Genomic DNA, 12,695 nt, shown 5'->3' with positions numbered 1-12,695 from the left:
TGGTTAACTTTTTATACGATTGATACAATGCGATATCCTTCCCCTCCAGTGTGGAATATCAAGCTCAAAAATATGTTTAATTTTTGATTTATTCAAGACGCTATAGTGAGGTCTTTTTGCTAAAGTTTTAAAGCTCTCGCTATCAGTGCTGTTGATTTTGCAATTGTTGTTGGCAACAATTTGTATTTCGGTTGCAAAATCGAACCAGCTGCAAATACCTTCATTTGAATAGTGGTAAATGCCAAAATCTTCGAATAGGTTGTCTTTTTCCAATCTTTCGATGATTTGCATTATACATGAGGCTAGATCATATGCATAGGTTGGTGTACCAACTTGGTCGGTGACAACTTGCAATTCATCTCTTTCTTTTCCAAGATTCAACATGGTTTTCAAAAAGTTTTTCCCGAATGGAGAATACAACCAGGAAGTTCTAATTGTGATATGATTTGGACAAATTTCCTGAAGGTAATTTTCACCTTTTAATTTGGTATCCCCATAAACACTTTGTGGCTCAGTTTGCTCTTCTTCGCTATAAGGTTTGAATCCTTTGCCAGAAAACACATAGTCGGTTGAGATGTGAATTGGAATAATGTTGTTTTGCTTTGAAATGGTAGCAAGGTTCTTTGTAGCCTCAGCATTTAATAGCTCTGCCATTTCTTTGTTTTCTTCCGCTCCGTCTACATTGGTATAGGCAGCACAGTTTATCAGATAACTAAATTTTTTACCAGCAACGAAGTTTTCAATGTCGGCAAAAGAAGTGATATCTAGTTCTTCGATATCTGTAAAAACAAAATGGATATTTGGGTAATTCTTTGATAACTCTTTGATCTCAGATCCCAATTGCCCTTTGCTTCCTGTTACTAAAATGTTTGTCATGGGTGACTATTATTTTCCAAATTTGAAATTCTTTTCAGCATCGTTAAAGTTTGGTAAAACCTTATCCTTTGGTGAAACTATCGCATTTTCAGGATCTATTCTCCAATCGATATTTAAACTTGGATCGTTAAAATTAAGACCTCTTTCAGCTTCAGGATTGTATAAGTTGTCACACTTATAAACAAAAGTTGCTGTTTCGCTTAGTACTGAGAATCCATGAGCAAAACCTCGTGGAACTAAAAACTGTACTTTATTTTCAGCTGATAATTCAATGCCTCTCCATTTGCCATATGTAGGTGAGCCTTCTCTTAAATCAACGGCCACATCGAATACTCTTCCTTCAATTACGCGAACCAGTTTGGTTTGAGAGTATGGAGCAAGTTGGTAATGCAATCCTCTTATTACACCATAGCTTGATTTTGACTCGTTGTCTTGAATAAAATTCAAGTTTAGATTGTGTTTAAGGAATTCGTTTTCGTTATAGCTTTCGAAGAAATACCCTCTTTCATCTTCAAATACTCTGGGCTGTATAATTAATAAATCGGGAATTTCGGTTTTAATAATTTCCATTTCTTAGTTTGTTATTCTTGACTGATTCGAACCAAATATTGTCCGTATTGATTTTTTAGCAATGGCTCAGCTAATTTTAAAAGTTGCTCTTTGTCGATAAATCCATTGCGATAAGCTATCTCTTCGATACATGCAACTTTTAAACCTTGTCGCTGCTCAATAGTAGCAATAAAATTCGAAGCTTGTAGCATGCTTTCATGCGTTCCTGTATCTAACCATGCCATACCACGACCTAACACCTTTAAGCTAAGTTTATTTTCTTCCAAATAAATTTTGTTCAGATCGGTAATTTCAAGTTCGCCACGTTTCGATGGTTTTAATGATTTTGCTTTCTCAACCACCGTATTATCGTAAAAATACAAACCGGTTACTGCATAGTTCGATTTTGGATTTTCAGGTTTTTCTTCCAGGCTTTTTACCAAACCATTCTCATCAAATTCAGCAACACCATATCTTTCAGGGTCATTCACATGATATCCAAATACGTACGCACCTTCATTTAATTTAGCTGATTCTTCCAATTGCTTGCTAAATTCATATCCATAGTAAAGGTTATCTCCAAGAATCATACAAACAGGACTGTCGCCAATAAACTCTTCGCCAATAATGAAAGCTTGAGCTAATCCATCAGGTGATGGTTGTTCAGCATAAGAAATATCCAGACCATATTGACTACCATCATCAAATAAATTTTTATAAAGAGGGAGATCTTTTGGAGTTGAAATGATAAGAATCTCCTTGATGCCGGCAAGCATTAAAACCGATAATGGATAATAAATCATCGGCTTGTCGTAAATTGGTATAATTTGTTTTGAAATACTTTTTGTGATTGGGTAAAGTCTTGTGCCCGATCCTCCGGCTAATATAATTCCTTTCATATATATTATTTTGAATTTCAGTGTAAGTGTTTGGCTTGGAATAAATGCTTAGGCATTCTTTATTTTTGGCCGTTCTATTTAATTGTATTATTGATCTTTTAAAAGAGTATCAAAATAAGTGATGGTTTTTTGCAATCCTTCTCTTAATTGAATCTTTGGTTCCCAATTGTCTAATTCCTTTTTGGCAAGACTAATGTCTGGTTGTCTTTGCGTAGGGTCATCCTGTGGCAAAGGTAGGTTAATGATTTTAGATTTTGAATTGGTTAATTCGATTACATTTTGAGCCAATTCCAGAATGGTAAACTCATTTGGATTTCCAATGTTAACTGGTCCAGTAAAGTTATGACGGGTTTGCATCATTCTCGACATGCCTTCTACCAAATCATCAACATACTGGAAGCTTCTGGTTTGCGATCCATCCCCAAAAATGGTAATGTCTTCGTTTTGCAAAGCCTGCACAATAAAGTTCGATACCACACGTCCATCATCAGGATTCATATTTGGACCATAAGTATTGAAAATACGTATGATTTTAATGTCAACATTATTTTGGTTGTGATAATCCATAAATAAAGTTTCGGCACAACGTTTTCCTTCATCGTAGCACGAACGAATACCTATTGGATTTACATTACCCCAATAATCTTCTGTTTGTGGGTGAATTTCAGGATCACCGTAAACTTCACTGGTAGATGCCTGCAGAATTCTTGCCTTAACACGCTTGGCCAATCCCAGCATGTTAATGGCGCCCATAACCGAAGTTTTAATGGTTTTTATTGGGTTGTATTGGTAATGAACTGGTGATGCCGGACAAGCCAAATTGTAAATTTCATCGACCTCGGCAAAGTAGGGAGCCGTTACGTCGTGACGTACCAATTCAAAGTAAGGATTATCAAGAAGATGAGCAATGTTTTTTTTCGAGCCGGTAAAGTAGTTGTCAAGGCAAATTACATCATTTCCTTCCTTAAGAAGGCGCTCGCATAGGTGAGATCCAATGAATCCTGCACCTCCGGTAACTAGTACTCGTTTCATGTGTGTATAGTTAAATTCCTCCCAAGAATTTGGGAGGAATTGATGTTGTAAAATTAATGATTAATTTAATTATTTAGCAAGAACTTTATCTTCCACGCCAATAACTTCTCTACCGATAGAGTAGTAGGTGTATTCATTGTCCTTCATTTCCTCGATGTCGTAAATGTTACGTCCGTCGAAAATGATCTTGTTCTTTAATAATTTCTCCATTACGCGGAAGTTAGGAACTTTAAATTCGTTCCACTCGGTGATTACAATAAGAGCATCAGCATCAATTAATGCTTCGTACTGATCTTTTGCATATTGAACTGAATCGCCAATTCTTCTTTCGCACTCTTCCATTGCAACAGGGTCGTAGGCAACAATTTCAGCACCTTCTTTAAGAAGCTTATCTATAACTACCAATGCAGGAGCTTCGCGCATATCATCGGTGTTTGGTTTAAAGGATAATCCCCAAATACCAAATCTTTTGCCTTTAATATCTCCATTGAAATGAGACATTATCTTCTTGTAAAGTACGCTTTTTTGACGGTTGTTAACCAATTCAACCGATTTAAGGATTTCAAGTGGATGCCCCATCTGTTCAGATGTTTTAACCAGTGCCTGGACATCTTTAGGAAAACAAGATCCACCGTAACCGGTTCCCGGGTAAATAAATTTATTTCCAATACGAGAATCCGAACCAATACCCTTACGAACATTGTTTACATCGGCGCCAACAATTTCGCATAGGTTTGCGATATCATTCATGAATGAGATTTTTGTAGCCAGCATCGAATTGGCTGCATATTTGGTCATCTCGGCAGATGGAATATCCATAAAAATTACAGGGTGATTGTTCATTAAGAATGGCTTGTACAATCGCTTCATTGCCTTCTGTGCTTTCTCCGATTCTGTGCCAATTACTACGCGATCAGGCTTCAAGAAATCATCTATTGCAGCACCTTCTTTCAAGAATTCAGGATTCGAAGCTACGTCAAAAGTTAAATCCGAATTTCTTTTGTCTAGTTCATCCTGAACGGCTGCTTTAACTTTTTTAGCAGTGCCAATTGGTACAGTACTTTTGGTTACCACTACCATATAGTGTTGTGCATGCTTACCAATTTCTCGGGCAACTCCAAGTACGTATTGCAAATCAGCACTACCATCTTCGTCAGGAGGTGTACCTACAGCAATAAACACCGCATCGGCTTCAGTGATACTATCTTTTAAACTGGTTGAGAAAGACAACCTGCCTTTTTCCATATTTCGAGTAACCATAGGAGTTAATCCCGGTTCGTATATTGGAATAATGCCTTTGTTTAGGTTGTCAATTTTCTTTTGATCAACATCAACACAAGTAACGGTAATACCAGTTTCTGCAAAACAGGTTCCCGAAACAAGACCAACGTAACCTGTACCAACAATAGTAATGTTCATATAGATAGTTTTTTAAGTGATTGCTTACGGATTTAGTTTTCTACCCGTAAATTAAAACAAAATAAATTAAAGTAATAGTCTCTTAGAAGCAGCATTTTTGCCTCTTTAGCGGCTAATGTTATTTTATTACGGAAGATCTGTAGAATAGTTTCTTGTAAAAAGTTAAAATTTATATTGTTGAGAATGTTTACGAGTTTTTAGAGATGAGGTGCTAGGGTGATTAATAAAAAGAAGCTGAAGTTTGTTGTCGATATGAAATAAGACAACTGTTTTTATTCTTTTTCACAGAAAAAGAATAATTAAGTATGGATTTAATCGTCATGAGGATTATATTGAAAAATTGTTGTTAAGTAAAATGCTTACTACCTTTAAAAATCTAAATCAAATCATTAATAATGAAAATCACTCTAAAACGTCCTGCTGAAAGGATAAACAGGAATTTACCTTATCGGATTTACTTAAATGGTAAAAAGCTTACTGAGTTAAAAAATGGAGAAGAAAAAGAACTTGAAGTTGATTCGTCAGGAAAGCTTTGTGCTAAAATTAGCTGGTGTGGTAGTGAAAATATATCTAACCTGAAAGAGGGTGATGAAATTGAATTGAGTGGGAGAGTTTTTTATAATAGGGTATTGCCTTTTTTACCTGCAATTTTACCATTGCTGAGTGTTTTTGTTTTTATGGATGAAGTTGGCGATTTTTGGAAGAATGTCTTGTTAATATTTATGGCTTTATTACTAATGATACTTGTTGTAGCAATAAGTGTTTTTAGAACAAGATGGATTAGGATAGAGTGTAGGTAATATGATATAAAAAACAGGAACCCAATAAGAGTTCCTGTTTTTTGTTAATCGCTAAAAGCCGATTATTACATTTTCTTCAGATACTTGGTTAGAATGTAGATTTGTTGTCCTTCTACGCGTCCTTCGATATGAGTTGGGTCGTCGGCAACCAAAGAGATACGGCGTACTGCAGTACCACGTTTTGCTGTAAATCCTGCACCTGATACTTTAAGATCTTTAATCAATACCACGCTATCGCCAGCTTGCAATTCTACACCATTGCTGTCAACGTGTTTTACTTTGTCTTCATCCTCTTCGCCTTCGCCTGTTGCTTGTGCCCAAGTCATTGTTTCTTCATCCAAGTATAGCATATCCAACAAATCTTGAGGCCAGCCTTCAGCTTTCAATCGGTTCAACATTCTCCAAGCCATTACCTGTACAGCAGGAACTGTGCTCCACATGCTATCGTTTAAGCAACGCCAGTGGTTGGCATCCATTTTATCTTTGTCTTCCATTTGCTCGTGGCAAGTTCCGCAAACCAAAATGTGTTGGTCGGAAGATCCGTTTGATGGAGCAACTTCGTATGGCTTTAAACCTTCGCTGGCACCACACAATTCGCAAACCGAAGAGCGTGACTGTAATTCTTTTTCTAAGCTCATTATTATTTGATTATTCTTCGAAATTTGCTGCAAAGGTAAGGGAGAAATGAAATTATGCCAGTTTAAATTAGAAAAATTGTTTTAATAAACAGATAGTGTTGCAATGTAAATTCCCAACTTATCATTTATAATTCATAATTTAAATGCCGCATTCTAAATAGGCCAACTCCCCTCTAAGAGCATGTTTTATTACAAGATTTTGCAAAAAAAATGTTGTAACTTGTATATTCTTCCGGAATAATTTAATACTTTTGCACGGAATTTTATATATAATGTCTAATTTATTAGTAAATCAGTAGTTTAACACATGGTTGAAGAAAACAAAAAAGTTGACAATTCTGCACCAGATGCAGAATTTGATTGGGATGCTTTCACCAATGCAGATGGTTTTGCAGGTGAAAAGAGAACCGAATTAGAAGCAATGTATGATAAAACTTTATCTACAGTTGCTGAAAAAGAAGTAATTGATGGTACAGTTATTTCTTTGAACAAAAGAGAAGTTGTAATCAATATTGGTTACAAATCAGACGGTATTGTAAGCTTAAACGAATTCAGATATAATCCTGAATTAACAGTTGGTGATACTGTTGAAGTTTACGTTGAGTCTCAAGAAGACAAAAAAGGACAGTTAGTTCTTTCTCACAAAAAAGCTCGCGCTTTACGTTCATGGGATAGAGTTAATTCGGCTCTTGAAAATGACGAAATTATCAAAGGTTACATCAAATGTCGTACAAAAGGTGGTATGATCGTTGACGTATTCGGAATCGAGGCTTTCTTGCCAGGTTCACAGATCGACGTTAAGCCAATTCGCGACTACGATGTTTACGTTGGTAAAACTATGGAGTTCAAAGTTGTTAAAATCAACCACGAATTCAAAAACGTTGTTGTTTCTCACAAAGCTCTTATCGAAGCTGAACTTGAACAACAGAAGAAAGAAATTATTGCTAAGCTTGAAAAAGGTCAGGTTCTTGAAGGAACTGTTAAGAACATCACTTCGTACGGTGTATTCATCGACTTGGGTGGAGTTGACGGTTTGATTCACATTACAGACCTATCTTGGGGTAGAGTAACTCACCCAAGCGAAATTGTTGAGCTTGATCAGAAATTGAACGTTGTAATCCTTGACTTCGATGACGATAAGAAACGTATCGCTCTAGGTCTTAAGCAACTTACTCCACATCCATGGGATGCTCTTGATGCAGAGTTGAAAGTAGGTGATACTGTTAAAGGTAAGGTAGTTGTTATGGCTGACTACGGTGCATTCGTTGAGATCGCTACTGGTGTTGAAGGTTTGATTCACGTTTCTGAAATGTCTTGGTCACAGCACCTAAGATCTGCTCAGGATTTCATGAAAGTTGGAGACGAAGTAGAAGCTCAAATCTTAACTTTGGATCGTGAAGAGAGAAAAATGTCTCTTGGTATCAAGCAATTGAAAGCTGATCCATGGGCTGAGGTTGACACTAAATATGCTGTTAACTCTAAGCATACTGCTAAAGTTCGTAACTTCACTAACTTCGGTGTATTCGTAGAAATCGAAGAAGGTGTTGACGGATTGATCCACATCTCAGATCTTTCTTGGACTAAGAAAGTGAAGCACCCAGCTGAGTTCACTCAAATTGGTGCTGAAATCGAAGTTAAAGTTCTTGAAATCGACAAGGACAACAGAAGATTAAGCTTAGGTCACAAGCAATTGGAAGAAAATCCATGGGATGTATTCGAAACAATCTTTACAACTGATTCTATCCACGAAGGTACTATCGTAGAAGTATTCGAAAAAGGAGCTGTTATCGCTCTTCCTTACGGTGTTGAAGGATTCGCTACTCCTCGTCACCTTGTGAAAGAAGATGGTGCTCAAGCTAAAGTTGATGAGAAATTACAATTCAAAGTAATTGAATTCTCAAAAGCTGCTAAGAGAATTATCCTTTCACACTCAAGAACTTTCGAAGATGTGAAGAAAGCTGAAGAAACTGCTGCGAAAAAAGAAGCTGCTAAATCAACGAAAAAAGGTGTTAAAAAGGTGAAAGATTCACTAGAAAAGACTACCTTAGGTGATATATCAGAATTAGCTGCTCTTAAATCGCAATTAGAAAGCGGTAAAGACGAAAAATAAAAAATAAGGTAACTATGGACTTCAAGATTGACAAGAAAGATGGATACACTTTAGTACAGGTATTGAAAGACAAGTTGGATACTCATATCGCTCCTGCTTTAAAATCGGAATTGGTTTTAATTTCTGGAAATGGTGAGAAAAATATCCTTTTGGATTTAACTCCATGTACATATTGTGATTCTTCTGGTCTTAGTGCAATTCTTGTAGCGAATAGGTTGTGTAAAAATGCAAACGGAACATTTGTTCTGTATGGCTTGCAGCCTGCTGTTGAAAGATTAGTTTCTATTTCACAGTTAGATTCGGTTCTAAATATTGCTTACAATATGGATGAGGCTGTTTCTACTATGAAAGCTCAAATTGAATTAAACAAGTAATTGGTGAAATTTGAAGTAACTATTCTAGGCAGTAACTCTGCTTTACCAACAACCAAAAGATATCCAACCGCTCAAGTGCTCAATGTACTTGAGCGGTTCTTTTTAATTGACTGTGGTGAAGGTACACAGATTCAAATGAAGCGATTCCGTGTTCCAATGAGTCGCATCAACCATATCTTCATATCGCATACTCATGGCGATCATATATTTGGCCTAATCGGATTACTCTCTACTTATGCTCTTCAAGGGCGAAAATCCGACTTGCATATATATGGACATAGTAAGCTTGAGAGGTTGATTACATTCCAGTTGGAGCTTCTTGAAACCAAGAAGCAATACAATATTTACTTCCACACCATTTATGGAAAAGAAACGCAAACTCTTTTCGAAGATGACAAAGTAATTGTTCAATCTTTCCCATTAAAGCATGGAGCAATGCCTTGTGCCGGATTTTTATTTAAGGAGAAGGATAGACCTCGTACATTGATTGCAGATTTGTTAGATTTCTACAATATTCCAATTCGTTGTCGCCAATCTTTAAAAATGGGAGAAGATTTTGTAACCGAAGAAGGCGAAGTAATTCCGAATAAAAAATTAACCAAAGATCCTTTTCCAACACGATCTTATGCTTTTTGTACTGATACAGCTCCATACAAGAAGATTATCCTTATTCTTGAAAATGTGGATTTGTTGTATCATGAGGCAACTTTTCTTAAAACAGAGGCAAAGCTCGCAAAGGCTACCTATCATTCTACAGCAGAACAGGCTGCTAAAATGGCTGAAGAAGCCAATGCTAAAAAGTTAATCATTGGGCATTTCTCATCTCGATTTAAAACATTGGATGCTCACTTGAAAGAGGCAAAATCCGTTTTCGAAAATACTCACTTGGCTGAAGATGGTAAAAAGTTCTCTATAGAACTTAATCGTTAAAGGAGAAAGCAATCAACTTTTTTTATAATTTAGCATCTCGAAAGAATTAATACGGTTTCTTTAAATAGAAAACCTTAAGTTCTATTGTTAAATTTGACACTAAAACCAACAAACATGAAAAAGATTTTAATCGTGCTTATGGCTGTAGCTGTAAGTTCATCTGTTTTTGCTCAACAAAAACAAGATAAATCTAAATTTAAAGAGTATGAACCAGGTTATTATCAAAATTCTATCTTAAAAGATATTAGAATGGTTGATGCTCAGCTTGAAAAGAAAGCTGTTGATAAAAGATTCTTTATGGATCAGAGTTCGTACGATCTTCCAAATAAAATTGAATTGTATAAGGATCATACAGAATGGGCATATCCAACCATTTCTCAAGGAAATACCGGAACATGCTGGTGTTTTTCTACTACTTCTTTTTATGAATCAGAAGTGTATCGTTTACACAAAAAGAAAGTAGATATTTCGGAACTTTACACAGTTTACTGTGAGTATATTGAAAAAGCTCGTCGCTTTGTACAAGAACGTGGTGATTCTCAATTTGGACAAGGAGCTGAAGGTAACTCTGTAGCAAGAATGTGGAAGATTTATGGGGCTTGTCCTCAATCGGCTTACACAGGATTGTTGAATGGAAGAAAGTTCCATACTCATGAGAAAATGTATACTGAAATGATGGCATTCTTGAATGGTTTGAAAAAAAGCAATGCATGGAACGAAGAAGAAGCATTGGCTACAATCAAATCGATCATGAATCATTATTTGGGAACTCCTCCAACAAAATTTACTGTAGAAGGTAAGGAGTATACACCTAAAACTTATTTGAAAGATTATTTGAAAATTAATCCTGATGATTATGTAGAAATTCTGTCTTATAAGCAAGAGCCATACTGGAAGCAAGTTGAATACAAAGTGCCAGATAACTGGTGGCATTCTGAAGAGTATTATAATGTTCCTCTTGACGAATACATGGAGTCAATTAAGAAAGCAATTCGTAAAGGATACACCATGAGTATTGGTGGAGATGTTTCGGAAGCTGGTTTCTTAAGAACAACAAATTGTGCAATGGTACCTAGTTTTGATATTCCATCAGCATATATTAACGAAGATGCTCGCCAGTTCCGTTTTTCTAACGGATCTACTACTGATGATCATGGTATGCACTTGGTAGGTTACTATGTTGACAAAGAAGGAAAAGATTGGTATTTGATTAAGGATTCAAGTTCTGGTTCTCGTAATATTGATGAAAACTCAGCTGAGTTTGGATATTATTTCTTCCATGAAGACTATGTGAAGCTGAAAATGATGGGATATACCATTCACAAAGATGCAGTAAAAGATTTACTTAAGAAATTCAAATAATGAGCAGCCCCTGAGGAATTCCTCGGGGGTTCTTTTTTTATTGCAGACTTGTTTTTTGAATTCTTAATAAAGGCGTTTTAAAGTCACAAATTTGTGTATCTTTGTACGCCAAATAAGATTACTGAACAACCCTCAATTTGTAAGTTTATGCAGGAAAAAATTCTGATTTTAGATTTTGGCTCACAGTACACTCAGTTAATTGCAAGACGTGTTCGTGAATTAAACGTGTATTGTGAAATTCATCCTTATAATAATCCACCGGCAATCGATGAGTCGATTAAGGGGGTGATTTTATCAGGAAGTCCGTTCTCAGTTAGAGACGAAAAAGCTCCAATTCCAGATTTATCAGAAATAAAAGGCAAGTTACCACTTCTTGGAGTTTGTTATGGTGCTCAGCATTTGGCTCATTGCTTTGGTGGTGAAGTAATGGCATCAAACAAAAGAGAATATGGTCGTGCTAACTTAACTTCGGTTGATAATAGCTGTGCTCTTTTAAAAGGAATTAGCTTGAATTCTCAGGTTTGGATGTCGCATGGTGATACCATTGAAAGAATGCCTGCAAATTATAAAGTAACAGCAAGTACCGCTGATGTGGAAAATGCTGCTTTTGCAATTGAAGGTGAAACGACTTATGGTATTCAATTCCATCCGGAGGTTTATCACAGTACAGAAGGTATTGTTTTATTAGAGAACTTTATTGTTGGCATTTGTGGATGTTCACAGGATTGGACTCCAGATGCATTTGTTGAAACTACAGTTGCAGAGTTAAAAGCTCAATTGGGTGACGAGCGTGTAATTCTAGGATTATCAGGTGGTGTTGACTCAACTGTTGCAGCTATGTTGTTGCATAAGGCGATTGGTAAAAACCTTTATTGTATTTTCGTTGACAATGGACTTTTGCGTAAGAATGAGTTTACTGATGTATTGAAGAAATACGAATCTCTAGGTTTAAATGTAACTGGTGTTGATGCAGGAGAGAAGTTTATTTCTGCTTTGGCTGGTGTTACTGATCCAGAAAAGAAGCGTAAGATTATTGGTAATGCATTTGTGGAAGTATTCGATGAAGAATCACATAAAATAGAAAATGCAAAATGGTTAGGTCAGGGAACAATTTACCCTGATGTAATCGAATCAGTTTCTGTTACAGGAGGTCCTTCTCAAACCATTAAGTCACACCATAATGTAGGTGGTTTACCAGATTATATGAAGCTTAAGGTAGTTGAGCCTTTAAAACTTTTGTTTAAAGATGAGGTTCGAAGAGTAGGTCGTAGCATGGGATTAGAAGATAAGTTTATTAATCGTCATCCATTCCCAGGACCAGGATTAGGTATTCGTATTCTTGGTGATATTACCGCTGAAAAAGTGAGAATTCTTCAAGAAGTTGATGACATTTTCATTTCAGGTTTGAAAGAAGATGGATTGTATGACGAAGTTTGGCAAGCAGGTGCTATGTTATTGCCTGTTCAATCGGTTGGTGTAATGGGAGATGAGCGTACCTATGAAAGCGTTGTTGCTCTTCGTGCTGTTGGTTCTACTGATGGTATGACAGCAGACTGGTCACATTTACCATATGAGTTTCTTGCAAAAACTTCTAACAAAATCATCAATAATGTGAAAGGTGTTAATAGAGTTGTTTACGATGTAAGCTCTAAGCCACCTGCAACTATTGAGTGGGAATAAATTTGTTGAAAACAAGATATAGCGGT

12 protein-coding genes are annotated in these 12,695 nt (G+C 36.3%); 6 read left to right on the top strand and 6 right to left on the bottom strand.

From position 1 onward, the window contains the following. Window positions 1-3: 3 nt before the first annotated feature. The 5 genes from rfbD to BXY64_RS12810 all read right to left on the bottom strand — a co-directional run bounded on the left by rfbD (window position 4) and on the right by BXY64_RS12810 (window position 4,775). On the bottom strand, window positions 4-876 hold the full coding sequence (rfbD, locus tag BXY64_RS12830) for a dTDP-4-dehydrorhamnose reductase (RefSeq protein ID WP_120240384.1): 873 nt from the start codon (window positions 874-876) through the stop codon (window positions 4-6). Window positions 877-885: 9 nt separating this feature from the next. Next, on the bottom strand, window positions 886-1,446 hold the full coding sequence (gene rfbC / locus BXY64_RS12825; RefSeq protein WP_110360815.1) for a dTDP-4-dehydrorhamnose 3,5-epimerase: 561 nt from the start codon (window positions 1,444-1,446) through the stop codon (window positions 886-888). An 11-nt stretch (window positions 1,447-1,457) separates the two neighbouring features. Continuing rightward, the gene (gene rfbA, locus BXY64_RS12820; RefSeq protein ID WP_120240383.1) at window positions 1,458-2,324 is read right to left on the bottom strand and encodes a glucose-1-phosphate thymidylyltransferase RfbA; all 867 of its coding nucleotides are present in this window, start codon (window positions 2,322-2,324) and stop codon (window positions 1,458-1,460) included. 87 nt (window positions 2,325-2,411) lie between these two features. After that, window positions 2,412-3,356, bottom strand: a complete 945-nt coding sequence (locus tag BXY64_RS12815; RefSeq protein ID WP_120240382.1) for a UDP-glucuronic acid decarboxylase family protein — start codon at window positions 3,354-3,356, stop codon at window positions 2,412-2,414. 69 nt (window positions 3,357-3,425) lie between these two features. Further along, window positions 3,426-4,775, bottom strand: coding sequence for a UDP-glucose dehydrogenase family protein (locus BXY64_RS12810; RefSeq protein WP_120240381.1), 1,350 nt, complete (start codon window positions 4,773-4,775; stop codon window positions 3,426-3,428). Window positions 4,776-5,170: 395 nt separating this feature from the next. On the opposite strand from BXY64_RS12810, the gene BXY64_RS12805 reads away from it, so the two are divergent. After that, window positions 5,171-5,575, top strand: coding sequence for a hypothetical protein (locus tag BXY64_RS12805; RefSeq protein ID WP_120240380.1), 405 nt, complete (start codon window positions 5,171-5,173; stop codon window positions 5,573-5,575). A 65-nt stretch (window positions 5,576-5,640) separates the two neighbouring features. On the opposite strand, the gene BXY64_RS12800 is transcribed toward BXY64_RS12805, so the two are convergent. After that, the gene (locus tag BXY64_RS12800; protein ID WP_120240379.1) at window positions 5,641-6,213 is read right to left on the bottom strand and encodes a PhnA domain-containing protein; all 573 of its coding nucleotides are present in this window, start codon (window positions 6,211-6,213) and stop codon (window positions 5,641-5,643) included. Window positions 6,214-6,520: 307 nt separating this feature from the next. On the opposite strand from BXY64_RS12800, the gene rpsA reads away from it, so the two are divergent. The 5 genes from rpsA to guaA all read left to right on the top strand — a co-directional run bounded on the left by rpsA (window position 6,521) and on the right by guaA (window position 12,669). Continuing rightward, window positions 6,521-8,323, top strand: coding sequence for a 30S ribosomal protein S1 (gene rpsA, locus BXY64_RS12795; protein ID WP_120240378.1), 1,803 nt, complete (start codon window positions 6,521-6,523; stop codon window positions 8,321-8,323). Window positions 8,324-8,337: 14 nt separating this feature from the next. Further along, window positions 8,338-8,697 carry an STAS domain-containing protein gene (locus BXY64_RS12790; RefSeq protein ID WP_120240377.1) on the top strand — a complete coding sequence of 120 codons (360 nt, stop codon included), beginning with the start codon at window positions 8,338-8,340 and terminating at the stop codon, window positions 8,695-8,697. A gap of 3 nt (window positions 8,698-8,700) precedes the next feature. Continuing rightward, window positions 8,701-9,627, top strand: coding sequence for a ribonuclease Z (locus BXY64_RS12785; protein WP_120240531.1), 927 nt, complete (start codon window positions 8,701-8,703; stop codon window positions 9,625-9,627). A gap of 114 nt (window positions 9,628-9,741) precedes the next feature. Next, window positions 9,742-10,989 (top strand): C1 family peptidase, encoded by a 1,248-nt coding sequence (locus tag BXY64_RS12780; RefSeq protein WP_120240376.1) that lies wholly within the window; start codon window positions 9,742-9,744, stop codon window positions 10,987-10,989. 147 nt (window positions 10,990-11,136) lie between these two features. Next, window positions 11,137-12,669 carry a glutamine-hydrolyzing GMP synthase gene (gene guaA, locus BXY64_RS12775; protein WP_120240375.1) on the top strand — a complete coding sequence of 511 codons (1,533 nt, stop codon included), beginning with the start codon at window positions 11,137-11,139 and terminating at the stop codon, window positions 12,667-12,669. Window positions 12,670-12,695 lie beyond the last annotated feature (26 nt).

It is taken from the genome of Marinifilum flexuosum (genome assembly GCF_003610555.1).
In the GTDB taxonomy this organism is placed as follows: domain Bacteria; phylum Bacteroidota; class Bacteroidia; order Bacteroidales; family Marinifilaceae; genus Marinifilum; species Marinifilum flexuosum.
The sequence above is the reverse complement of the archived record's forward strand: the minus strand, read 5'-3'. Positions and strand labels throughout refer to the sequence as shown.